The organism is Thalassotalea litorea (assembly GCF_005843925.1).
GTDB lineage: Bacteria > Pseudomonadota > Gammaproteobacteria > Enterobacterales > Alteromonadaceae > Thalassotalea_A > Thalassotalea_A litorea_A.
The window spans coordinates 22,053-46,396 of the sequence record NZ_VCBC01000017.1 but is presented as its reverse complement, the minus strand read 5'-3'; the positions used below and the strand labels follow the sequence as shown (position 1 = coordinate 46,396).

At 44.0% G+C, this 24,344-nt stretch carries 26 protein-coding genes; 9 read left to right on the top strand and 17 right to left on the bottom strand.

The features are described from left to right. Positions 1-42 precede the first annotated feature (42 nt). From FE810_RS17275 to purM, 4 genes are all read right to left on the bottom strand, one after another. Positions 43-171 (bottom strand): hypothetical protein, encoded by a 129-nt coding sequence (locus FE810_RS17275; RefSeq protein WP_281278338.1) that lies wholly within the window; start codon positions 169-171, stop codon positions 43-45. A 299-nt stretch (positions 172-470) separates the two neighbouring features. Continuing rightward, the gene (locus FE810_RS15045) at positions 471-1,259 is read right to left on the bottom strand and encodes a DUF3108 domain-containing protein (protein WP_138321145.1); all 789 of its coding nucleotides are present in this window, start codon (positions 1,257-1,259) and stop codon (positions 471-473) included. A 97-nt stretch (positions 1,260-1,356) separates the two neighbouring features. Then, positions 1,357-2,007: a phosphoribosylglycinamide formyltransferase gene (gene purN, locus FE810_RS15040; protein WP_138321143.1), complete on the bottom strand. Its 651-nt coding sequence runs from the start codon at positions 2,005-2,007 to the stop codon at positions 1,357-1,359. Further along, on the bottom strand, positions 2,008-3,048 hold the full coding sequence (gene purM, locus FE810_RS15035; RefSeq protein WP_138321141.1) for a phosphoribosylformylglycinamidine cyclo-ligase: 1,041 nt from the start codon (positions 3,046-3,048) through the stop codon (positions 2,008-2,010). A gap of 353 nt (positions 3,049-3,401) precedes the next feature. Here purM and FE810_RS15030 point away from each other — a divergent pair, with 353 nt between their 5' ends. Beyond that, entirely contained in the window at positions 3,402-4,496 is a 1,095-nt protein-coding gene (locus FE810_RS15030) for a DUF2066 domain-containing protein (protein ID WP_138321139.1), read from the top strand. Continuing rightward, a complete protein-coding gene (gene hda, locus FE810_RS15025; RefSeq protein WP_138321137.1) occupies positions 4,496-5,200 on the top strand; it encodes a DnaA regulatory inactivator Hda in 705 nt (234 codons plus the stop codon). Before FE810_RS15030 ends, hda begins: the two co-directional genes overlap by 1 nt. A gap of 122 nt (positions 5,201-5,322) precedes the next feature. Here the strand turns inward: hda and FE810_RS15020 are convergent, their stop codons facing one another. The 4 genes from FE810_RS15020 to bepA are packed head-to-tail and all read right to left on the bottom strand — an operon-like array spanning position 5,323 to position 9,533. Next, positions 5,323-7,221, bottom strand: a complete 1,899-nt coding sequence (locus tag FE810_RS15020) for a hypothetical protein (RefSeq protein ID WP_138321135.1) — start codon at positions 7,219-7,221, stop codon at positions 5,323-5,325. Between the two features lie 17 nt (positions 7,222-7,238). Continuing rightward, positions 7,239-7,637, bottom strand: a complete 399-nt coding sequence (locus FE810_RS15015; protein WP_138321133.1) for a DUF2069 domain-containing protein — start codon at positions 7,635-7,637, stop codon at positions 7,239-7,241. Positions 7,638-7,649: 12 nt separating this feature from the next. Further along, positions 7,650-8,012 (bottom strand): arsenate reductase (glutaredoxin), encoded by a 363-nt coding sequence (gene arsC / locus FE810_RS15010; protein WP_138321131.1) that lies wholly within the window; start codon positions 8,010-8,012, stop codon positions 7,650-7,652. 54 nt (positions 8,013-8,066) lie between these two features. Next, entirely contained in the window at positions 8,067-9,533 is a 1,467-nt protein-coding gene (gene bepA, locus FE810_RS15005) for a beta-barrel assembly-enhancing protease (protein ID WP_138321129.1), read from the bottom strand. 255 nt (positions 9,534-9,788) lie between these two features. Between bepA and FE810_RS15000 the strand changes: the two genes are divergently transcribed. Beyond that, complete coding sequence (locus FE810_RS15000; RefSeq protein WP_138321127.1) at positions 9,789-10,028, top strand: sulfurtransferase TusA family protein; 240 nt, start codon at positions 9,789-9,791, stop codon at positions 10,026-10,028. Then, the gene (locus tag FE810_RS14995; RefSeq protein ID WP_138321126.1) at positions 10,021-11,094 is read left to right on the top strand and encodes an AI-2E family transporter; all 1,074 of its coding nucleotides are present in this window, start codon (positions 10,021-10,023) and stop codon (positions 11,092-11,094) included. Before FE810_RS15000 ends, FE810_RS14995 begins: the two co-directional genes overlap by 8 nt. 119 nt (positions 11,095-11,213) lie before the next feature. Here the strand turns inward: FE810_RS14995 and bcp are convergent, their stop codons facing one another. Together bcp and FE810_RS14985 are read right to left on the bottom strand one after the other, a co-directional pair. Continuing rightward, positions 11,214-11,684: a thioredoxin-dependent thiol peroxidase gene (gene bcp, locus FE810_RS14990; RefSeq protein WP_138321124.1), complete on the bottom strand. Its 471-nt coding sequence runs from the start codon at positions 11,682-11,684 to the stop codon at positions 11,214-11,216. Positions 11,685-11,725: 41 nt separating this feature from the next. Then, positions 11,726-12,238, bottom strand: a complete 513-nt coding sequence (locus tag FE810_RS14985; protein ID WP_138321122.1) for a glycine cleavage system transcriptional repressor — start codon at positions 12,236-12,238, stop codon at positions 11,726-11,728. 349 nt (positions 12,239-12,587) lie between these two features. Here FE810_RS14985 and bamC point away from each other — a divergent pair, with 349 nt between their 5' ends. Continuing rightward, the gene (gene bamC, locus FE810_RS14980) at positions 12,588-13,646 is read left to right on the top strand and encodes an NlpB/DapX family lipoprotein (RefSeq protein WP_138321120.1); all 1,059 of its coding nucleotides are present in this window, start codon (positions 12,588-12,590) and stop codon (positions 13,644-13,646) included. A gap of 95 nt (positions 13,647-13,741) precedes the next feature. Here the strand turns inward: bamC and FE810_RS14975 are convergent, their stop codons facing one another. From FE810_RS14975 to FE810_RS14960, 4 genes are read right to left on the bottom strand one after another with little or no spacing between them, the layout of a single operon-like run. Further along, positions 13,742-13,918: a DUF2897 family protein gene (locus FE810_RS14975; RefSeq protein ID WP_138321118.1), complete on the bottom strand. Its 177-nt coding sequence runs from the start codon at positions 13,916-13,918 to the stop codon at positions 13,742-13,744. Positions 13,919-13,949: 31 nt separating this feature from the next. Continuing rightward, positions 13,950-14,612, bottom strand: coding sequence for a M15 family metallopeptidase (locus FE810_RS14970; RefSeq protein ID WP_138321116.1), 663 nt, complete (start codon positions 14,610-14,612; stop codon positions 13,950-13,952). Position 14,613: 1 nt separating this feature from the next. Then, entirely contained in the window at positions 14,614-15,753 is a 1,140-nt protein-coding gene (dapE, locus tag FE810_RS14965) for a succinyl-diaminopimelate desuccinylase (protein WP_138321114.1), read from the bottom strand. Then, positions 15,746-16,102 (bottom strand): ArsC family reductase, encoded by a 357-nt coding sequence (locus FE810_RS14960; protein ID WP_138321112.1) that lies wholly within the window; start codon positions 16,100-16,102, stop codon positions 15,746-15,748. Before FE810_RS14960 ends, dapE begins: the two co-directional genes overlap by 8 nt. A gap of 302 nt (positions 16,103-16,404) precedes the next feature. On the opposite strand from FE810_RS14960, the gene FE810_RS14955 reads away from it, so the two are divergent. Then, positions 16,405-17,421, top strand: coding sequence for a TonB-dependent receptor (locus tag FE810_RS14955; protein WP_138321110.1), 1,017 nt, complete (start codon positions 16,405-16,407; stop codon positions 17,419-17,421). A gap of 50 nt (positions 17,422-17,471) precedes the next feature. Here the strand turns inward: FE810_RS14955 and FE810_RS14950 are convergent, their stop codons facing one another. After that, complete coding sequence (locus tag FE810_RS14950) at positions 17,472-17,858, bottom strand: ACT domain-containing protein (RefSeq protein ID WP_138321108.1); 387 nt, start codon at positions 17,856-17,858, stop codon at positions 17,472-17,474. Positions 17,859-18,398: 540 nt separating this feature from the next. Between FE810_RS14950 and yfbV the strand changes: the two genes are divergently transcribed. Then, positions 18,399-18,836, top strand: a complete 438-nt coding sequence (gene yfbV / locus FE810_RS14945; RefSeq protein WP_138321106.1) for a terminus macrodomain insulation protein YfbV — start codon at positions 18,399-18,401, stop codon at positions 18,834-18,836. A gap of 203 nt (positions 18,837-19,039) precedes the next feature. Here yfbV and rlmA read toward each other — a convergent pair whose 3' ends face one another. Beyond that, entirely contained in the window at positions 19,040-19,852 is an 813-nt protein-coding gene (gene rlmA, locus FE810_RS14940; RefSeq protein ID WP_138321104.1) for a 23S rRNA (guanine(745)-N(1))-methyltransferase, read from the bottom strand. Positions 19,853-20,124: 272 nt separating this feature from the next. Beyond that, positions 20,125-20,946, bottom strand: coding sequence for an exodeoxyribonuclease III (gene xthA / locus FE810_RS14935; protein WP_138321102.1), 822 nt, complete (start codon positions 20,944-20,946; stop codon positions 20,125-20,127). Positions 20,947-21,287: 341 nt separating this feature from the next. On the opposite strand from xthA, the gene FE810_RS14930 reads away from it, so the two are divergent. Beyond that, on the top strand, positions 21,288-22,916 hold the full coding sequence (locus FE810_RS14930; protein ID WP_138321100.1) for a TldD/PmbA family protein: 1,629 nt from the start codon (positions 21,288-21,290) through the stop codon (positions 22,914-22,916). 39 nt (positions 22,917-22,955) lie between these two features. Next, a complete protein-coding gene (locus FE810_RS14925; RefSeq protein ID WP_138321098.1) occupies positions 22,956-24,290 on the top strand; it encodes a TldD/PmbA family protein in 1,335 nt (444 codons plus the stop codon). Positions 24,291-24,344: the final 54 nt, after the last annotated feature.

Sequence of the window (24,344 nt, the reverse complement as noted above, 5' to 3'; positions counted from 1 at the left end):
TATTTAAGTGTGGCATTGAGCCAGAATGGTTTACCCATTTTTTTAGGGTTCTTCAATTGGCTTTATCGCATCGTCGGCTTCGTCTAGTGACAATTCAAGACTAACTAATTCGGCTTGTACTTGTTGATAACTGCCTTCGATTTGATGCAACTTCACCAGTAAGTAGTTCAACTTGGGCGCAAACCAGATCCTACAGGGTCAGAGTCAATTATCATTATATCAATGTGATAAATATCAATGGGTTAGGATTGTAAAGTGAATGACTGTGTCCCTTTAAAGTTTGTTTCAGGGGACAGAGTAGTGCTGGAATGAGATTTAATTATTTGAAATATATAGAAATTATATTTTAATAATTGACTCTGACCCCTTACAAAGATGTCAGGGGACTGGGTCGTTGAAGAATGCCCTTTAATTGATTGAACGATACGGATACTAATTCGGTAATTGACCTATGACCACCATAGGCGGGGTTAGGGTTCTTCAATTGGCGTTATCGCATCGTCAGCTTCTTCTTCCGTCTGGTCCAGGCTGACGAGTTCTGCCTGGACTTGTTGATAGCTGCCTTCTATTTGATGGAGTTTAACTAACAGGTAATTAAGCTTTGGTGCAAACCAGGCATAGGTAATTTTTTCATCATTCTTGCGGCGACGTAATTTTACTGTGTCGACCAAACCATAGGGCAGCATAAGTTCTTCTTCGCCCACGTATTCAAACGCATACTCACGAACTTTTCCTGACGTGGAAAGGATAGGGAAGCGATAACGATCAATGCCATTGATGAGATTAAAGCGGGATTGCAGATGAAAGCTGAGTTTGCTTTGCAATCCTTCCGGCCAGTCAATATCCACGGTTTTTTCTTTTTTTAGATCCGTTGCCTGAGAATTTTCTTTATCGAACTGCCAGTGATAGTACTTATCTTTGCCGGTGCCTTCACGAACCGATTCATAAGTAAGCGGAATCACTCGGCCATCTTCAATTTTATTGGTGGTTATTTCTTTGCGTTTATCTTTTAAGATCATCCATTTGATTTTGGTTTCATAACTAAATTCCACCGACCCATCATCATGATTGACTAGGGCTCTGGTGGCTTTACCAACGATGTCTCCACCGTGAACGATATTGTATTTTGCGACAAAATCGGGGATTTTACTGACGATTTCTTGTGTTTCAGCCGATGCAGTCTGGTTTGCAAGAGCGGATAAGGAAAGGAGCAACAGACTCGACACCAGGCTGAGTAAAAATTTCGGACGTTGGGTCATATTCGCTCCTTTATTGGTATAAGTTTTCGTATATAGATTCGAAACTACCAATGAAGGGAAGTTCAATAATTATGAATAATAATTATGTTAAATCACCTTATTCTTCATTGGCATAGCCGTTTTCGGCCAGGGGCTCATTATCAAGAATGGCACAATTTTCCGACATTGTTAAGCGATCCTGACAAAACCAATTTACAACAAGCGGATATATACGGTGCTCCTGCTCGTGCACACGTTCTGCGAGGTCTGATGCCGTATCTTCTGCAAATACCGGGACTTTTGCCTGCAATATAACCGGACCGCCATCGAGCTCTTCGGTTACAAAGTGTACACTAACGCCATGGGTTTCATCACCGGCGTCAATGGCGCGTTGGTGGGTATTCAATCCTTGGTATTTCGGGAGCAAAGAAGGGTGGATATTGAGCAATTTCCCCTGATAATGCTGGACAAACTCAGGCGTCAATATCCGCATAAAGCCGGCAAGAACCACTAAATCTGGCGTGTATTCATCGATGCACTGAATCAATTGTTGGTCGTAGGCGTCCCGGCTGGAAAACTCACGATGCGACAAAACTTGATTTGCCACACCTGCGTTTTCAGCACGAGTCAGGCCAAAGGCGTCAGCGATATTTGAAACCACACCGACGACTTCACCTGCAATATGCCCAGTACCGCAGGCATCAATTAATGCCTGCAAATTACTGCCACTGCCCGAGATCAGAACGACAATTCGTTTTTTATCGGACATTTATTTGATTACCACCTGCTCGTCGCCTTCAGCGGCATTGTCAATCGCACCAATGTGCCATGCGTTTTCGCCGTTCGCGTTTAGGATCTGCAAACTCTGGTCAAGTTTGTCGGCAGGAACCGCCAAAATCATCCCAACACCACAGTTAAAGGTGCGATACATTTCGTGTTCGGTAATGTTGCCTTTTTCCTGCAACCAATTGAAAATTTCCGGCCACTGCCAACTCGAACCATCAATGATGGCTTTGCTGCCCGCAGGCAATACGCGAGGAATATTTTCCCAAAAACCACCACCGGTAATGTGAGATAACGCATTGACTTTTACGTCTTTAAGCAACGCCAGAGTCGATTTCACGTAAATTTTGGTTGGTTCCAACAGATGCGCGGCAATGGATTTACCAGCCAGCAATTCGCTTGTGTCAGTATTATTCACTTCCAATACTTTACGGATTAATGAAAAACCATTGGAATGAGGTCCTGATGAGGCTAAAGCAATTAACTGATCGCCGGCAGCAACATCTTCGCCGGTAATTAATTCAGATTTCTCGGCAACGCCAACACAAAATCCTGCGATGTCATAATCGCCGGCGTGGTACATACCAGGCATTTCTGCGGTTTCACCACCAACTAACGCACAGCCAGATTGGACACACCCTTCGGCGATACCAGCGACAACGTCAGAGGCAACGTCAACATCGAGTTTGCCGGTTGCGTAATAATCCAGGAAAAATAGTGGTTCTGCACCTTGGACAAGTAGGTCGTTTACACACATGGCAACGAGATCGATACCGACGGTATCGTGCTTTTTCAGATCGATGGCAAGACGTAATTTGGTACCAACGCCATCAGTACCCGAGATCAGTACTGGCTCTTTGTAGCCTGTTGGTAATTGACATACGGCGCCAAAGCCGCCTAATCCGCCCATCACTTCAGGACGTTGCGTGCGTTTTACCGCACCTTTGATGTTTTCTACTAAGGCATTTCCTGCATCGATATCAACACCGGCATCTTTATAGCTAAGAGATTGTTTCTGCTCGCTCACTTCGTACCCTTACATAATGACTGTTCAGTTGGGGAATTGACCTTGTTTGTTTTATTGAGAACGCTTTGTTTACTGCAAAAAGTTAAGTTCACAGAGCGCCACTTGTAAAACATTGATTGCAATTTTCGTAAAACTTCATACTATGCATGTATATCCATTCGCGATATACGATGAATTTTGTAGAAATCGCCGTCAGTTTGTTGAAAAAACAAACAACAAAGTTCAACAGTCCCCTCGTTACACTGGTAAAAATTGCGGTTATTCTACCAGTGCTGCGCACTGGTTAAAATCTCTGTGAGAAAATATTTTCTTTTCTTGGTTAAATTCTTGGTCTTTATGATAATATTCGCCCTATGAAAATGATAAAAATTCTGTTTAAACGCGCTGCAATAAGTTTTTTGCTTATTGGCCTGAATGTGGCAACCGTTAACGCCGTTCAGGTTGATAATCTCTATCAGGGGCAGGTCAGTGTGCCCAGTCAATCTTCGCAATCTCGTCAACAAGCGGTACGAGACGCGTTTCGCCAGGTGCTGGTAAAAATTGCCGGCAGTGAATCTGTCGCCAGCAACAGCACGCTAAGTTCCGCATTACGTCGTCCTGATAATTACCTGAGCCAATTTAGTTATGCTCAGCAGGATCGCCAAACGTATCTAGTGGCAGACTTTGATCCCGACAAAATAAATTTGTTACTGCAAAAGGCACAGGTTGGCATTTGGGGTAAGCATCGTCCGTTAATTACGGTTTGGTTTGCGCAAGAGCAGGGCAATCGTCGAGCGATTATTGCCGATTCTTCGCCGGAACCTATCGTCAACACGTTTAAAGAACAGTCAGGCATGTATGGACTACCGGTGAATTTTCCTTTAATGGATTTAACCGATGCCATGGAAGTTTCCACGGGTGATGTCTGGGGGCGCTTTCAACAACCCTTAGCACAGGCGTCAGGTCGTTATCATTCGGAAGCGATCGTGGTGGTGCGTTTATCGGACAATTCGTTGTTAGAGTCATCTAAAAGAACATCCGACAGTCAGCTTAAAGCCATTGATTGGACGCTATTTGTCAATGGTACGCGGTCATCCATGCGCTATGAAGGCAGTGACAGCGAAGAATTGGTGAGCAAGGTTGTCAATGGTATTGCGCAGTCGTTATATCAGCAAAATTCGTACAGTGTTTCGGTTGAGGCAAATCACTCGACCCAGATTGAAATTTTAAATGTTGATTCAATGGCGACATTCAAAGAAGTCAAAGAGTTTTTGGAAAGTCTCACACAAGTATCCAACGTGCAGCTGGTTTCTGTGCAAGGCGCTAACATGCTCTTCAACCTTTCCTTGTTATCGAGTGAATCTGCCATTAAACAAGCGTTAAAATTGGAAGGGAAACTGGTTGAAGGCAATGACCCGCTTGTGCGCGGTCAGTCTGAACAAATAAGCCGGTTTATTTGGAAGGGGTAATGTCGAAATACAATCAACTGCCTTTAGCAGTTCATTTACCAGACGATGAAACGTTTACGAGTTTTTATTGTTCTGCGCCACAGCCTCTGATCGCCAACCTTAAGGCATTTGTCGAAGGGAAAAGTCATGGTACCCATGGCTTTTATTTATTTGGTCAAAAAGGGGTCGGTAAATCGCACCTGTTGCATGCAAGTTGTGCCTATGCCAGCGAACTGGGCTTGAGTTCAGTATGCTTGCCGATGGCAGAACTGCTCGACATGTCGGTTGAAGTGCTAACGGATTTGGAGCAAGTCGATATCATCTGTCTTGATGACTTACAACTGATTGCACATTCTAATTGTTGGCAAAGGGCGATATTTGATCTGTATAACCGGGTTATCGAAAACGATAAAAAAATCATTTTAAGTGGTAACGATAGTGCGTCGCAATTAGGGATCCGTTTACCGGATCTTTTATCTCGTATTACCTGGGGGATGGTAGAGCAAGTTAAACCATTAACCGATGATGGTAAGGCTGCGGCTGTGATCCATCGCGCCAGATTACGTGGCATCGAAATTAACGATGAAACCGCGAAATACCTTATCAATCGTTTATCTCGTGACATGATGTCGTTGATTGACAGTCTCGATATACTCGATAAAGCTTCAATTCGAGAACAACGAAAAATTACCATCCCTTTTATTAAATCTGTCTTACTCAAATAATAAAGGCCAGAACTATTCTGGCCTTTACGATTGATAGCATTAAACGATTCGTTTATTTGAGCATGTTTTATTTAACCATTCTTTTCACAGCGCAGTGCGCTTCAGAGCGGATCTGTATCCCATTAATTAGGATCATCGCGTAAATGCGGTTGGTAGCGTTGGAATAATATTGGCTGTCTGCTCCTAGAGCCAGAAAACGCAGCAGGACGACTCAGCAATTGCTCGCCGTTACTTGGCGTGAGTTCCAGATTATCAACCCAGGACTGACCCGGTGTCATTAACACCGGTGGCAGTAACTCATCGGCTTTATTGTTAATATCAAATTCAGGCAATAATTGTTCGGTCACGAAAATCGCTCGAGGCAGGATGTCGTTGACCGCTACGCGGCCGCGTTGACCCCAGGTGACGATGTAATCGTCGCCGGTGATATCATCACCCGTAGGCGCATTGGTCACTGCGGTGTCACGGCGAACCCCAAAACGCAGAGCCATCATTGTTTCTTCAAACAAAATCGCCAGATCTTCTCGCGTGGTGGTGTAATTGTAAAAGTCATTGGCCAAGTCATTTTTGTAAAATTCTGCAACATCAGCTGGTAGGTAAGCTTGTTGAGTGCTGTTTGCCTGAGCCCCTAAAAATCGCACTGCGGCAAGACCGAGCATTTCCTGACTTAACAAGGGATAAATGTTGTTTAGTCGTTCAGAAATTTCACTGTTTTGATTAGCAGCATCGACAATGCGCATCGACGATGAGAACGATGACCAGTCAGCGGGGCTCAAAAAGTCATTCGCATGTCCCAATTCGTGATACAGCAAATCCGCTAAATCATATTTAATGTCTTCTAAAGGACGGTTTTCACGGTCATTGGGATCAAAAAAGAAACTCACGTATTCATTATCTTTGGTATAGCGCCATGGGATCACGAACTGTAAATCGCGACCAAAATCTGCGCGAAAATCCGGTGCTTCATTGATGGTGTCGCGCTCGTCTACTGTCAGCCAGAGTGAATTGGGATCCAGATAGATGGCTCCGGTTGCTGTCCAGTAAAAAGAAGGTCTTACATCATAGGAAATAACAATCGCGGTGGTCGCTCGTAACAGGTTTTTAAAATCGTTGAAGTTATCGTAGGCCTGCAGGTATTGTTTGAATCTGTCGCCCATCCAACGGTGCGATACAACAACCCGGTCCATAATATCTTCAATCGTTGGGTTAAGTGTATCCTGAGCCAATAATGGCAGGGTAGAAAGCCGACAGGAGTTGGTCAATTGATTCGAGTAAACACAATCTACCAGTTCATTGCGATAAGGACTGTCGCTGTTATAGGGAAATACTTTTGCCAGTGGCGCGTCGTCAAAATAGGCGTCATTGGCGATGCCGGCGGTATTTTCGACTAACAAAGATACCGTATCGGTGTAAACCGTGCCATCACTAGGGTCTGTTACGGAGGCTTCAAGCTCAATCACCGTATCCTGATTTACTTGTGGTGCGTTAAAAATCGTTAAGCGAGAACTTTCATTGCGTGAGTTAAAACTCACATTTGGGCCCTGAACCTGACGCCAGTTAACATTCTGTTCGTCAAACGATTGATCTAAAAACGCGCGCAATGAAACACCGCCTCCTTCAACCACACTATGGCCAAGGCGCGCAACTAGGGTTGGGGTTTCGGATGTCGCACTAAAACTTACCGAGTCCTGATAATTCTGGCCATCACTATTAAAACTGACAGTAAAACTATAATCACCGGAACTTGGAACCGTAAAGGCGAGTACTTTGCCTTCGGTGTGCACCAGACTCGCCGAAGGACCACTGGTTTGCTGCCAACGAATATCGCGGATATCGTTGCGATTTAGCAATAAAATCAACTCGATGGCACTGCCTTGGGCAATCACAGTGTCATTTAACACGATATTATCACCAGTGATCGGATCCTGTGGCGTGAAACCGTCATTGGGATCCGAACCGCCACCGCAAGCGTAAAGCATTGGCGCGGCGATAAATAATAAAGCCAGTTGAGTGAGTTTCATTGCTGCAAATACCTCGGTTACTTTTTTTCTTTACGGTTTTTCTTTAATCCTAGACCCAGTTCCTGGCCTTTATATTTCGAATAATATGTCCCTGCGAAAAACATCATGCTGGCAAGTATCAGTTCGATCAGTGCCCATACCCGTTCTTCTGGTGACACCCAAAAGGTCGTTAGAGAGTGAAGGAAATAAATCATCACAACAAAGTTTGCCCAGGCAAAGGTGTAAGGGTTGCCCTTGACTAACCCCGGTAACGGGAATAACAAGGGGATCACAAACATGGTCACCGACAATACCGGAGACAAGCCGTCACTGGGCGACAAATAAATTAACCACAACGGCATAAACACCAGCAACCCAAAGTAACCGGCCAGAGCAATGCGTTTTAAGGTGGGTGTTGAAAAGGTTTGTTTACTCATTATGTTTTAACGCTACTGCTGTTCGTGTTCAATCAAGGATAAGACATTTTCCGGCGGTCGACCGATACAGGCCTTGTCACCACAAACAACAATCGGTCTTTCCATTAGTTTTGGTGTGGTCACCATGGCGTCCACCAGTGCATCGGCACTACTGTCTTTACTCAATCCCAGGGCTTTAAATTCTGCTTCTTTGGTGCGCATCATTTTGATTGGCTCGACATTCAATCGCTGCGCGACATCCAAAATCTGCTGTTTGTTCAGCGGCGTTTTCAGGTATTCGACGATTTCAGGATCAACATTCGCATCTTGCATTAACTGCAATGTCTGACGGCTTTTTGAACATCTGGGATTATGATAAATCGTGTATTGACTCATAGTTGTCTCTTAATCTTATCTTACGGAGGGTTACAGGCATTTGGATCAGCAGCACTATAAACGTTTTAGCTGATTTTCGCTTTCCTGAAGTTGCACAATTCTCGCTTTTATCCGCTTTTTCATCAAGGTCTTCTCACTGGCAAAGTTATAAGCGGTGTGTAATTCATCAATGGCTTTTGGATAAAGACCCAGTAGTGCATAGACTTCTGCCTGGCTGGCATGCATCTGCGAGGGTTTGTCTTGTTTACGATAGGCTTCAGTGAGTAAGTCATGAGCAATAAAGTTACCAGGATTGAGGATCAAAAAGTCCTGTAGTAAATTCGTTGCTAACGCATATTTTTCCGCATAAATCGCACTGTTCGCATAGTTTAATGTAACGACCTGATTATTCGGCATTAACAGATTCAAACGTTCAAGCATGGTGAGTGCTTTATCGTATTTCTTCTGTTCAAGGTAAGTGTCGGTCAATCCGTCCACGAAAAACAGGTTGTTTGGATGCTTATCAAGAAGCTCGGTCAGTAACTCTTCCGCCGCATCGTATTGTTTATCGGCGAAGTAAGCGAGGGCCAAAGCGTATTCGCTGGCTTCTTTTATTTGATACTTCTGGCGTCGCAGCTCTGCGGTAAATGTTTTGATATTGTTTTTTGGTTCGCCAGAGTAACGGGAACGCAATCTTGCTTTTGCTAATTCAAAATCAAGGTTAACGGGTAATAATCGCGATGGATAGGCCTGTGCGCGGTTTCTCGAATCTGTGATCCGCGAATCCGGCAGGGGATGGGTTAATAACATGGCCGGTGGTTTCGAGGTATAACGATATTTTGCCGACATTTTTTTGAAAAAATCTGGGGCACCATTGGGATCAAAACCACTGTTTGCTAAAATGGCCATTCCGACCCGGTCGGCTTCTTTTTCATTACTGCGCGTATAATTGATGCTGGCCTGTGCACTTGCCGCGTTGGCGGACATTAGTGCAGCCATGCCGGCTTCAGGATTTACCAGAGCCAATAGTACACCGGTAACCATACCGGCTAGAGTCCAAGGCGTTGTTCGAGTTTGCGCTTCTAATTTTCGCGCTAAATGACGTTGGGTAACGTGGGCGATTTCATGGGCAAGTACCGAGGCCAATTCACTTTCATTGTCGGCCATAGTGAGTAAGCCGGAATGGACGCCAATATGACCACCAAAAAATGCAAACGCGTTAATTTCTTTATTATTAATCAGGAAAAAGTCGAACTGATAATTGACACCTTCGGCATTACGGATCAATGAATTGCCCAGATGGTTGATGTATTCAATAAGTACCGGGTCTTGGATCAGTGGCATGCTTGCACGTACCTGACGCATCATTGCATCGCCATAAATACGCTCTTTGTCTAACGATAGCGTCGATACCGCTGAGGTACCAATTTCCGGAAGTTGATTCTTATTCTGCTGAGCCATTGACTGGCCTGCACCGACAAGTGCGATGGCTAATAGTGCAGTAGATATGAAAACTTTAGTTTTTTTATAGGCAATATTCATTAATATCCTAACGACAACCTTGATATTATGCGGATTAAAAACCTTTAGAGCGGCTACAGCGACGATAGTTCAACGTTTCGCTGTATTAACTTGCTCAGAGTTAGGCTTGTTATATTCGCCCATCTGAATTCATTTTACAATTATTGTGGGAAATATTTGGTTGCCACCAGAACACTGGTTTTAATCTCTGCAGCATATTGATAATATTGGCGTTTCAAAGGCAGATCAAATGAGATACAGTGTCCGGAGGTTTGATTGCGATATGCGCTAGAGCTTGATGCCCGGGACTGGAAATGTCCGCGTCCATTAATTGAAACTAAACTTGCTCTGAGGCGTTTATCGCCGGGGCAAAAAATGCGTCTGATGATTTCCGACTCAGGTTCACAGCGGGATATTCCGAAATGGTTATCCAGCGTCGGTATTGAATACGCGATAATGCCTCATCATCATGAGGCCATGGAAATTATAATTCTAAAGAGAGAGCACGATGTTTAATTATATCGCCCAGTGGTATAAGGAAAAGTTTGCTGATCCCCACGCGGTTACCCTGTTTTTATTTTTGTCGGTTTGCTTTGCGGTACTCTATTTTTTCTCCGATCTATTAATGCCAATCATGGTGGCGATTGCCATTGCGTTTTTACTGGAACAACCGGTTCAAAGAGTCGCGAAGTTTGGTTTGAGCCGTAACAAAGCGGTAATGGTGGTAATGATCCTGTTTACCGTCGTAGCTTTAACCGCAATATTTGGTTTGGTTCCGGTACTATGGCAGCAAACCAGTAATCTGGTGCAGGAAGTGCCAACCATGGTAGGTAAAGGGAATAATTACCTGATGACGCTGCCGGAGCAGTATCCGGAAATTGTGAATGAATCACAAATTGATGCGCTGATTGGCTCGATAAAAGACAAGTTGTTGCAGTGGGGGCAACTGATCCTCGAATTTTCGGTCAATTCATTGTCCAATGTTGTGGCGTTAATGGTGTATCTTATTTTAGTGCCGATAATGGTGTTTTTCTTTTTGAAGGACAAGGATGAGTTGTTAGCGAACGCAATTCGTTTTTTACCAAAAGAGCGACGATTGACCTCACAGGTTGGCGCAGAAATGCATCAGCAAATCCATAATTATGTGCGTGGTAAAGTGCTGGAAATATTGATTATCGGCATTGTCTCTACGGTTATTTTTGCCTTGTTAGGGTTACGATTCCCTGTATTACTTGGCTCTTTGGTGGGATTTTCTGTACTGGTACCTTATGTTGGCGCGGCGGTTGTAACGGTACCTGTGTGTCTGGTAGGCCTGTTTCAATGGGGCTTTAGTGCACAGTTCGGTTATCTGGTGCTGTGGTATGGGATTATTCAGGCGGTTGATGGCAACATTCTGGTCCCGTTTTTGTTTTCAGAAGCCGTGAACTTACATCCGGTCGCCATTATCATTGCGGTGATAATGTTTGGCGGATTATGGGGTTTTTGGGGAGTGTTTTTTGCCATACCATTGGCCACTTTGGTGAAAGCGGTGATCAATGCCTGGCCATCAACGACAAAGTCGGATGATTTGATATTGGAGTAATGGGGTAGCGATTGCGATAGTCAATTTGCCTTGCAACTGTCAGCATTGAATTGCGCAAATATACGATAAAAAACGTGCTCATTGAGAAGTCAATTTGCACGTTTTTTGGGTTTTAAAGATCAGTTATCTATTGCATCTAGCACCACTTGGTGATGATCTTTGGTTTTGAACTTATCAAAAAGCGTTTCAATATTACCATCCAAACCAATAAGAAATGACAGGCGATGAATGCCGTCATACTCGCGACCCATAAACTTTTTCAGTCCCCAAACACCAAACTCTTCAGCGACCTTATGGTCCACATCGGAGAGCAATGTAAAGTTTAACGCGTCACGTTGACAAAACTTGTCGAGACGTTTGACTTCGTCCGGACTGATCCCAAAAATCACCGTATCGAGCTTTTCGAACTCGGCTTTATGGTTTCTCAGCTCTTGTGCCTGAACCGTACAACCGGGCGTCATCGCTTTTGGATAAAAGTAAATTAATACTTTCTTTTTGCCAATGTAATCTGCCAGGGAAACCGGGTCATTATTTTGATCCGGTAGGGTGAATAAAGGGGCTTTTGCGCCAGCTTGTAGTGGGCTAACCATGGTTGTTTCCTTTAACGTTGGATGTTCTGTGTCGTAAAATGTCAGCTATGGAGCAGTTTGCCAGTGATGGCGAGTCGCTCACACAAATGATTAAAATCTGGCATTAACCGTTCAAAATCCGGGTCGTCATTGAGCTTAAAGATGAGTTGCGAGGATATTTTTTCGGTGATTTTATCTGCCTTGGAACGAAGCGAAATTAAATCGAGATCACGCCGCGCAAAAAATTCCGTCACTTCTTTGAGTATGCCAGGGGCGTCATTACCGCTAAATTCCACGGTTACTTGATCAACACTGATTTCAGCGCCTAAAGAATGGGTTCGCTGTATGATGGTTAACAGCTGCATCGAATGGGCAAGTAAAGGAAGTCTTACTTCCAGTTGGTTAATTGCGGATTTTGTTCCGGAAACCAACATAATAATCGAAAACTGATCACCGAATATTCCCATTCGACTGTCATCAATGTTGCAACCAAATTGCCAAACCAATTTGGTTAATTCACTGACGATACCAGTTTTGTCTTTGCCTATGGCTGTAAACACCAGACTTTGATTCATGACAGATGTGGAAAGTTAACTGACGAGTATTCGCTAAATATTAACACAATAATTACACATAGTGATGTCTTTAACGTGGGTAAGTGCATGTAATAGTCGGCATTATATTGATTGAGTTGGGGAACTAACCGGCATTGGATACGTCCAAAAAGCCGAGCATGGATGTTATATATTTCTCAGAATCCGTATAACGACCGATAAATTGCCATTTAGTTGTTTTTAGGGGGCTTTCACTTAGCGTTGATTATGTTAAAGTAAGCGCCTATATCGATGATAGCTCAAAGCTATAACAAGCTACAACAAGCAATAACAAGCAAGTAATTGCAGGCTTTATTCATCAGGAGTTTTAATGAATCGCCGAACTTTATATCTTTCATTACTGACGTTGGCCGTAAGTGCCTGTAGTACAGTAGAAACACGCAAACAGGCAAAAGGCGAATTTGACTACGTCAACCAAGACGTGCCTCAGGCGTTAATTGTTCCAGACCATCTAAACCAGCCTGCTCAGGATTCTGAGTATGCTGTTCCTTCGCTTCAGGCTAGCGCAGGCCCGGTAGGTGAGCAGGTCGATATTCGTGCACCTTCATTGGTTTTGCCTCTGGCATCAGGAAGTCGTGTCGATGAATTTGATAAGACTGCTCAAATCTGGTTTGACAAAATCGAAGACGATAGTGACCTGCAACAAGTTGTTGTAACGGCCATTGAAAATTATCTTCAGGAAGAGGGCGTAGAGCTCACTTCTAAGCAAAGCACACAGTTAGAGTCCGATTGGTTTCATCAGCAAACAAAAAGCGGTTTTTGGTTGTGGGAAGACATTGAAACTTCAGAAAGCTGGCGTTTTAAATACTCTTTGGTTACCAAGCCTCATGGACGTAGTGTTGGATTGAACGTTGAGCTGATTGAATATCAATCACCAAAAAACGGTAAAATCGACCCTATCGAGCAAGAGCGCATTGAAATGGCAATGGTTAATGCGATTTCTGCGCAAATTGATTACGAATATCGTTTAAGTCTTCGTGATCAACGTCTTGCCCGAGCGAATCGTAAAGTGGTGACCATGACTGAGCAACAAGGCCATGCTGCGTACTTAGTGGATTATTCTCAAGAAGAGTTTTGGGAGTTGTTGCCGGAGTTCTTTGAAAAGTACAATTTCTCAGTTACCGATCTTAACGAGTCTAAGTTCATCTATATGGTGAATTATGAGCGTAATGATCCGAGCTTATGGGATGGTATTTGGGGCGAAGATGTTGGTGTAATTGATCTTGAAGATGGTAGCTATGAGTTTCACTTAGAGCCTAAGCAAGATAAAACATTGCTGAAAATCATCAATGACCAGCAGGAAGTATTGAGTGAGACTGTGTTGGAAAATAATTTTGATATTATGTCCAGTGCATTGACGTTCGATTAAGCATTGCCTTTAATCCAATCAAAAACGCCGATCAATTGATCGGCGTTTTGCTATGTGTCAGCGCAGATTACGGCATCCGCGATGTTATGGCATGTTCAGTCTTTAGACTTATCTGAATTCTTTTTACGCTCGCCTGCTCGCGGCAGCGTCTCTTCTAAATCGTTTAAACTTTTACGTCGGATTGGGTGGGCGCTTTTTTGCAGCATCGACAGGTTGCCAATAATGACTGCCAAGCCCAGAACAATGATCAGGACGATTAACCAGGTACTCATGTTTGATCTCTGCTAATTAGGTTCTACGGAGTTAAGCCGTTATTTTAACATACCTGGTTAAAATAGAAGGTAACAAGTTTACAATTTCATCACACGCATTGATTGCATGGTTATCGAGACAGGTTCGCAGTAAATCAAGGGTCAACTGTTGCTCAAATTGTGCTGCCAAAGGACGATAGGAAAGATGCCAGGGCTCCGGTGCAACGCCGCCTTGATACTTGGCATAGGGCTTATAGAAACCAAACGCTTCGATATTGCTATTTAACCAGTCATTAAGGGGAGCCATCGGCCCACCACCTGCATATTCCCAAGGCTCGAGCTGCAGTTTTAAACCATCCAGTAAATCGGGGTCGAATACGTCAATATCCGTGCCCCAGTGATGGCGGCTCGCACCCGGCAAGGCAGAATAAAGCAATACCGAGTGAATTTGTTGTTCTACAGTCAGACTATCCATAGCAACTTGGCAATTATTGATATCCAGAACCGGTCGCTGGCCCGTTAACTTGGCATTAAAAATCCCAAGCTGGCGCTCAAAAGAGCGAAAGCCGCTGACGATTTGTAAGTTAAAGCCGTCTTTTGCCGCAGCAGCTTGTAACGCCTGCCAGGGCGCAACGACTTGTTGATGCAAGCCGATGTTGCCCTCGATAAACGCAATATGTTGTTGCGACTGTCCGGTCAGCTGTTCTGGGGTCATATTATTTCGCCAGTAAATTCACTAAGGTGTGATAGTACATGTCTGTTAGCTGCACCAATTCTTCACATCTGACTTGTTCATTAACCTTATGGATCGTGGCATTGCATGGACCGAGCTCAACAACCTGAGCACCGGTTGGTGCAATAAAACGGCCATCGGATGTACCACCAGCGGTGGAAGGTGTGGTGCGCAACCCATTGGCGGTGAAAATGGCATCGGTAACGGCATTTAGCAATAAACCTTCACCAGTGATAAATGGCTGGCCATTGAAGGTCCATTTTATGTCATAGTTCAGTTGATGTTTATCAAGAATATTGGTGACTCTATCAATGATTTGCTGATCGTTGATTTCCGTAGAGTAGCGCAGGTTAAATATGCCATGTAACTCGCCGGGCACGACATTGGTGGCACCGGTACCGGAATTTACATTCGATAACTGAAAACTGGTGGGAGGGAAGTAATCGTTACCATGATCCCATACGGTTTGACTCAACTCCGCCAGTGCTGGTGCGGCATCGTGAATCGGGTTTTTAACCATTTCAGGGTAGGCCACATGGCCTTGTATACCGTGCACGGTTAGATCACCGGTAATCGAACCCCGTCGACCATTTTTTACAATGTCACCAACCTCATTGGTACTGGAAGGTTCGCCAACGATACACCAGTCAATTTTCTCATTACGCGCTTCAAGGGTGTCAATGACGCGAGTGGTACCATTGATAAACGGACCTTCTTCATCACTGGTGATCAAAAATGCGATTGAGCCTTTATGATCAGGATAATCTTTTACAAAACGCTCGGTGGCGACAACCATCGCCGCCAAAGAGCCTTTCATATCGGCAGCTCCACGGCCATAGAGAACACCATCAATAATGGTTGGCTCAAACGGTGGGGTATGCCATTTATCTAACGGCCCAGTCGGCACAACATCGGTGTGACCGGCAAAACAGAACACCGGTTTTTCAGTGCCCCGGCGCGACCACATGTTGGTGGTATCTTCAAACACCATGGATTCATTATTAAATCCCAATGGCGCTAATCGGCTCGCCATTAATTGTTGGCAACCGGCATCTTCTGGGGTTACAGATTCGCGGGAAATCAAATCACAGGCTAATTCAATGACATCGGGAAAATTACTCATTAGCGAAAATATCCTGATACTGTTCGGCTTTAAAGCCTAAATGGAACTGACCGTCGGTTTTTAATAGAGGCCTTTTAAGCAACGTTGGATGTTCAACTAGGGTGTTAGCACCGGCGCTGGTCTCAAGTTGCGTTTTAACGCTTTGTTCAAGCTGGCGATAGGTGGTGCTGCGCTTATTCAATAGTTTTTCCCAGTCAGCACCTGCAACAAACTCGGAAATAAGTTCGGCATTAACGCCGTCTTTTCGTAAATCATGGAATTGGTAGTCGATACCATTTTGTTCAAGCCATTTTCTGGCTTTTTTCACGGTATCGCAATTATGGATACCATAAACAATAGCTTGGGTCATTTTTTTGCTCTATTTAACGCTATAAATTCCCCTTATTAAATCACATTATCGTCGTATTAGCAGTAGTAAGCTGGCCATTCCAGTAACACAATGTTTGAAAAGTCCTACCTGAAAAATCCACTTAGCGAGTGATTTGAATATTTTTAAAAACACTTTGTAAATATTTTGTAAATAACAGGATGCGCGGTGCAACTGCCTGAAATTTATGTTTTAATGCCTGCGCCTACCATGGTTTTCGTACCAAGATAATGGTTGCTAAGGCGTTGATTGGCTTTTGATGTAATTTATAAAAGGAATTATCTATGGTGTATTTGACGAAATCCTACCTTGCGGTATCCGCATTGAGTTTGCTTTCATTTTCCGCTCTGTCTGAAGAACGCGTGAGCAGCCAACACAATGTTTATCAGCATCACATTGAGTATAGTATTGGTGTTGATAGCGGTAGTCAGATGGATCAAGCGCTCAGTTACCGTTTCTATGTCGACGATGTTGAGGAAAACGGACCTGTAGTCCTCGCCAATGAGCTTGCGCAAACCAGTTATATTCAAGCAGGTTTTATACGACAGGAACTCGATTATTTTTCTTGGCGAGATCCTAAAAATGACACCTATACGGTAAGCGGAGAATGGGTTTTTGAGCAGAATTGGTTTATTGGCGGCCAGTACAGCTATTTTGATTTGGAAAATCATAATGTCGGTGGTTATCAATTTTCCGCAGGATACTATTTAACAGATACAACGCGTTTTTCTGTGTCCTATGATTATGCGGACGATGATGGTTATCAGCAGTCATTTTTCTATGGAGAGCAACCAGAAGAATCGGCTAGTATTGGTGAATGGCTAATGTATTATCCATACCCCATCTATGCGGCAAATTTTCTAGCCTCGAATCGTGTGCCGGGAAGTATACAGGTTGGCCTTATCCTGGAAAATGATGCTGCAAAAGGCAGCGTTGAAAGCTCGATAATTACCCTTGGAGCCAGTCATTATTTGCCACTTGCCGAGAATCAGGGGCTATATTTCAGTGGCTTTTATAAAAAGTATGATATCGAAACTACGGGGAATGCTCAGTTACAACAATATCTGGGTTTTAGTGCAGACGAAATTTTACTGACGGCAGACTGGTTTATTACTGACCGCTGGAATATCGGTGCCAAATACAATCGAATTGATTTTGATGTTATCGACGAAAGTGAGTATTCAGCCTATACCAGTTATACCTATGAGTTTTCTAATGGGCTCTATATTGGCGCAGATTATCATCATTTCTTTGAGGTATCGGGTGATTTGTTTAATCTGAACCTGGGCTGGCGTTTTTAACCAGGGCCCAGGTAACTTAGACCAGGTTACTGGGGCCAGGTAAACAGGCGTTAGGGCTCGATCACCATATAGCCATCAGCGCGCAGGGCGTTGATGGCATCTTGTACCTTATCCTGTTTGATCAAAATATAATCGGTATCAAAGGTCGAAATGGCAAAAATGCTAATGTGATTGGCAGCCAACACTCCTGAAATCTGCGACATAATACCCGTTAATGAAAATCCCAACGGCCCTAAAACCTCTAACGCCCGCCAATCGCTTTCGACTTCCTGGCTTTTTAACTGCACCGAGCTTGGTACCACGACCGACAATTCTTCATAGGTTTTGGCGATAAAAAACACCGATGCCGAGAAAACCGGCGCTGGAATAGGGGAGTCCTGTTCAAAGCTGTGGATATCAAAAACATCGTCTAACAGTTGTAAAGTTTGCTTGGTCATAGGGAATAGTGAACGAATATCGCCATTGTAAATCGGTGACTCATTGTTTCCTGATTGGCAGTCAAATGCAAATCAGGAAACAATGAGTCACCGTGCCGTATTTATCGCTTACATTTATTGCTTACATTGGTCACTTTCCGAAGATCACGAATAACTATCCGTGAGGTTACTCAGCAAGGTTGATACTGTAAAACTTTAAGGTAATTGGATAATTATCCACAACTACTGTGGGTAGTCTTGTGAATAAGCTCTGTTGTTCTTCTTAACTGTATGGTTTTGTTGGTTTTTTAGTGTTGATTGTATTTCGAACAAATTTTTACAATTTAACAACATTGACGTTGCAGGCGAGTAATGACACGATGATCCAAAACACGATCAGGACGTATTAACGTTTAGATTTGGTCGGTGAGGAGACATTTGCAACTATTTATCAACTTTATCTGTCATATCATGTAATATTAAAGGGTTCGGCAAAGTTCCTCTGGGGAAACTTCTTAGTGGCTTTGATTCGAAACGTCCGCAAGCTTTAGTGAATGGGTAATGATGAAAACTTCCTTGATGCAGCAATTAAAACTCGGTAATGATTACGTCAAACTTTGGCCTGAACGCGCTGAGCTGGCCCGCTATTTCTCGCAATATCAAGCGGTCGTTGCATGCCGGTTTACCAAAAGATATTGCCTGCCTTTGGCACTTGTGGTCATGTTTGTGCCGATCATGTCTTTTGGTAGTGAGTATCTCAATTCAAGTTCTGTTTATGCGTTATTTATCGCCTCCTTGCCGGTTCAGGCATTACTGTTTATGGCGAAGCAGTCCAAACAAACTTTGCCACCGTCGTTAGAAAATTGGTATAAACAAGGTGTCGAGCGGATCCAACAGCACGGTGAAGGCACACCACAAGTGAAGTTCAAAGTCGTTAAACCGAGCTTTATGGATTTGGCGAAATTACTGGATTACTCTTATAAAACGATGAAGCACTAGACAGGAGTTGCGTTACTTGTCTTTAGGGGCGGTTACTGCTGACCTTTGATCATTGACCATTGCGCTTTGCTGTAACCCGCTTAAACATCTCCTGTCACCTTACACCTGTCGGCTAACGTCTAACATCTAAAATCTAACATCTAAAATCTAACATCTAAAATCTAACATCTATCACCTGATGAGCCAAACACGTCATTGCTGACTTAACAGCGTTTGAACAGGCGGATCATAAAATCTGTTTCGCACACAAACTGCTCGGCTTGTGTTAATGCCCGGGTTAAATCATCGGAAGATTTAAACGCGAAAGGGGTCATGGTTAACAGGTTAAAACGGTCGTCAATGGTGGGCATGCTCATTTCATAGGCAAGCCGTGTTTCTTCGATCAGCTCAAAGCCTGACATATCCGGACAAGTTTCATCATGAGGTTGCGGTGTGCGGTAGATCAAGGATTTGAGTTGCCATAAATGTCTGGCACCTGGAGACACCACCAACAAATAGCCGCCGGCCTTGATGATTCGATGAAATTCTTCAACTTTTATCGGCGCATACACGGAGTAGGCCCAATCTATCGACTCATTGGCAAATGGCAGTTGCGCAATAGAGGCCACACTATAATGACAATCGCGATATTTTTTTGCCGCTATGCGAATGGCATTTTTGGCAATGTCGATACCATACACGTGATTATTTTCCATTTTATGGGATGAGGTGTAATAGCCCTCACCACAGCCAATATCCAATACCGTGTTTGCGTCAAATTCGTTGAAATTTTGATAAAGCTCTAGCAGTTTGTTTCGTAACGGCGCATAAAATTCATTTTCCAGAAATGCTCTGCGAGCATTTACCATTTGTTTGTTATCGCCTGGGTCTTTGGAATGTTTGAACTGAACCGGCAATAGATTGACATAGCCTTCTTTGGCCACATCAAAGCTATGGTTGTTCTCACATTTAAAGGTTTTGTTATCAAGGTGCAATGGATGATTGCATAAAGGGCAAAGGTATTGAGGGTTTGGCATTAATGAGTTCCTATCCCAATTTTGAAAAACCGGTTAATACGTTAACACGATAATTGCACAGCTTGTTGAACAGCCATGTTTAACTGCAATGTTCACAATGAATGCCTATTATAGGTATTTATTACGCCTGCCCATTAACAATGGTCATTGCATCGCAAATTGCAAGATAAACGATGCAGACCAATCTTCGTGACTTAGACTGGCATGTGCTAGTCAAGTGCCACTGTGACGTGATTGGTCTGTGCCGAATGAATATGACATTGAATCGTAATTTAGTTGTCAGACTGGCACTCGAATGTTGCCCAAATCGGCGCATGATCCGAGGGTTTTTCAATGCCTCTTAATTCATAGTCAATGTCCGACTCGATGCATTTTTTCGCCAGAGACGGAGTGGCCAATACCACATCAATGCGTAGACCTCGGTTATCGTCAAAGCCGCGCGAACGGTAATCAAACCAGGAGTAGCGCTCTGTTGCATCTGGTGCTAACTGGCGGAACGTATCGACAAATCCCCAGTCCATTAACGTTGCCAACCATTGTCTCTCTTCCGGTTGAAAGCTGCATTTACCGGTTTTGAGCCAGCGTTTACGATTGGGTTCACCAATGCCGATATCCAAATCCGTAGGGGAAATATTAATATCACCCATCACCACGACTTGTTGGTCATTTTGATGATTTTCATTTAAATGGGTCATCAAATCTTTATAGAACTGGCGTTTATAGGGATATTTGGTTTCATGGCTGATGTTATCCCCCTGAGGGAAATAGCCATTCATAATGGTGATATCCTGGCCTTGTTCGTCTTCAGTGGTGACCATTATCATTCGGCGTTGAGATTCTTCGGTGTCGCTGGCAAACCCTTTTTGGACGACTTTCGCCGGTTTTTTGCATAACATGGCAACGCCGTAATGGGCTTTCTGGCCATGGAAATAGACGTGATAGCCCATGGCTTCAACATCTTCTAATGGGAATGCTTCATCATGCACCTTGATCTCCTGCAGACCAATAACGTCTGGCTGGTGCTTGTCAATAAGGGCTTGGAGTTGGTGTAATCGTGCTCGTAGCCCATTGATATTAAATGAAACAATTTTCATCGAGTGTCTTTCCTTAAAGCGCTGGTTTTAATTGCCGGCAATCATAGCACGAGGTCTGGGGCAACTAAAGAAGATGGACAACGGGAATGGCTTAAGCCAAGCGACTCATTTGTTACATTCCGTTACAAACTTGGAAAAATACTATTAATCGCTTGTAACAATTTGCTATAAAGTAGAAGTAAAGTTTAACTTAGAAGTTTTATTGTCTGTGAACTCAATACGTTGAAGAAACACCAGGGACAATACTGAAAACCAATCGATAGAATTCGCAATGGCAACAGACGTGCAAACGCTATGTTGCTGCAATGATACAGAAGCTTACTAGAGCAGAGGAAGAATTGATGCAAAGACGTGACTTTATCAAGCTTGGCGGTGTCGGCATGGGTGCTTTAACCTTGCCACTGTCAGGTGTTGCCGTGTCGGCAGAGCAGTTATTAGATAAGCCCATGGATGTGGCGTACAAAAAGAAATTGGCAGATATTGCTTTGAATGCCGCCAAGGCTAAAGGCGCGACTTATGCTGATGCGCGTATTGGTCGCTATCTGAATCAGTTTGTTACAACCCAGGAAAGGGTCGTAGACAACATCGTTAACACGGAATCGGCGGGTATTGGTATCCGAGTCATTGCCAATGGCACGTGGGGATTTGCATCCACCTCGAACATGACCCCGGACAGCATCGCAAAAACTGCTGAACAGGCGGTTGCCGTGGCAATGGCAAATTCTAAGTTTCAAACCGCACCAGTAAAACTGGCACCTGTAAAAGGGGTTGGTGATGTAAGCTGGCAAACACCTATCAAGAAGAATGCGTTTGAAGTACCGATCAAAGACAAAGTCGATTTGTTGCTTTCGGTCAATGATGCCGCGCTAACCAATGGTGCAAACTATATCCGTTCTATTTTGTTTTTAGTGAACGAGCAAAAGTATTTTGCATCGACCGACGGTTCCTATATTGATCAGGACGTACATCGCCTATGGGCTCCGTTTTTCGCCACTGCAGTGGGCAAAAATGGCTTTAAACAGCGTGCGGCATTAGGAAACCCTGTAGGCATGGGCTTTGAGTATCTCGATGGTCGTGAAGAAGACAAGATCAAGATAGCTGGCGCTGGTATTGGTTATAAGAACTCTTACGATATGGTCGAAGATGCAGCGGCCGCTGGTAAACAGTTACAGGCAAAATTAAAAGCGCGCTCCGTTGAACCGGGTAAGTATGATTTAGTGCTGGATCCTGCCCATTTGATGTTAACCATTCATGAGTCCGTGGGTCATCCATTAGAGCTGGATCGGGTGTTGGGTTATGAAGCGAACTATGCCGGTACCAGTTTTGCGACCTTGGATAAGTGGCGCAGTGGCAAATTCCAATACGGTTCAGAAATGGTAAATCTGTTTGCAGATAAAACCCAGGAAGGCTCCTTAGGTAATGTCGCTTACGATGATGAAGGCGTGAAAACCAAAGACTGGGATCTGGTAAAAGACGGTATTTTGGTGAACTATCAGGCAACCCGGGATCAAGTTCATATGATTGATCAAAAAGAATCCCACGGGTGCTGTTATTCTCAAAGCTGGCGTGATGTGCAGTTCCAGCGTATGCCGAATGTTTCTTTAAAACCGAATGAAAAAGATATCTCGGCTGAAGATGTCATTAAAGACGTTGAGAATGGTATCTATATCGCCGGACGAGGTTCTTACTCTATCGACCAACAACGTTATAACTTTCAATTTGGTGGCCAGTTATTCTTTGAAATCAAAGACGGTAAAATTACCGAACAGATTGAAGATGTGGCGTATCAGTCCAATACCCAACAATTTTGGAATTCCTGTGCACAGCTTGCAGGTAAATCCGATTATCGTCTCGGGGGTTCATTCTTTGATGGTAAGGGACAGCCGTCCCAGGTCAGTGCCGTATCGCACGGTTGCCCAACCACACGTTTTAACAACATCAATGTGATCAACACGGCTCGAAACGTTTAATTTCGGCCCTGACGACGATTTACTGTAAGGAATATGTCCATGACAATTTTAACAGAACAAAAAGCAAAACAATTGCTAACCAAAGTCATCGGGTTTTCTAAGGCCGATGAAGTTGAATGTAACCTGGATGGCCAGGTAGGCGGTAACATACGTTACGCACGTAACACGGTATCTACGGCGGGTGAGCAAAGTGATCTGGTACTGGCGGTACAGTCCACATTTGGCAAGCGCACCGGGGTTGCTACGATCAATGAATTTGACGATGCGTCTTTGCAAAAAGTCGTAGAGCGATCTGAAGAGCTGGCGAAACTGGCGCCGGAAAATCCGGAATATATGCCACTGTTTGGTGAGCAAAAATACCTTAAATCCAATACGTTTTTTGATACCACAGCCAACGTAACACCAGCAGACCGCGCCCAAGCTGCCGATGATTCGATTCAACCGTCGATCAAAAACAAGCTAACCGCGTCTGGATTTTTGGAAGAAACCGTGGGCTTTAGTGCGATTATGAACAACAAAGGATTATTTGCCTATAACCAGGCGTCCAATGTTGATTTCTCCGTCACCATCCGCACCAACGATGGTAAAGGTTCCGGTTGGGTTACGCGCGATTACTCTGATTACAAACTACTTGATACCCAACAAGCCTCGGCAATTGCCATGCAAAAAGCGATGGATTCTGTCGAAGCGAAAGAGCTGGAGCCAGGCAAGTACACGGTGATATTAGAGCCGGCAGCCAGTGTTGGTCTGTTAGGTAATATGATGAATGCCTTTGACCAACGCAGTGCTGATGAAGGCCGCAGCTTCCTAAGTAACAAACTTAAAGAAGGTGAAAAAGGGCCGAAAAACAAGCTGGGGCAGAAAATGTTTGATGAACGCGTCAACGTATACTCGGATCCCCAACACGATATCGCACCTTCTGCACCTTTCGCTGGTAATGGTCATGCATTACAACGCATGGACTGGATTAAAGATGGGGTTATCGCCAATATGCCGAATACGCCATTCTGGGCGAAAAAGAGTGATAATGACTATGTTCCAGAGCCGAATGCGTATGTTATGGAAGGTGGTGATGAATCGCTAGAGGACATGATCAAAAATACTCGTCGCGGTATTTTGGTGACTCGTCTTTGGTATATTCGTTCTCTCGATCCGCAGACGTTGTTATACACGGGTCTCACCCGTGATGGCACCTTCTACATCGAAAACGGCAAGATTAAGTACCCAATTAAAAACTTCCGTTTTAACGAAAGCCCTATTGTGATGCTTAACAACATTGAAGCCTTAGGTAAGCCACAGCGGATCAATGGTAGCATGGTGCCGCCAATGAAAATTCGTGACTTTACCTTCTCAAGTTTGTCGGATGCGGTATAAGGGTTTAACAACCAATTATAAATTGGCGCTAACGAACGGTTAGCGCCTTTTTGA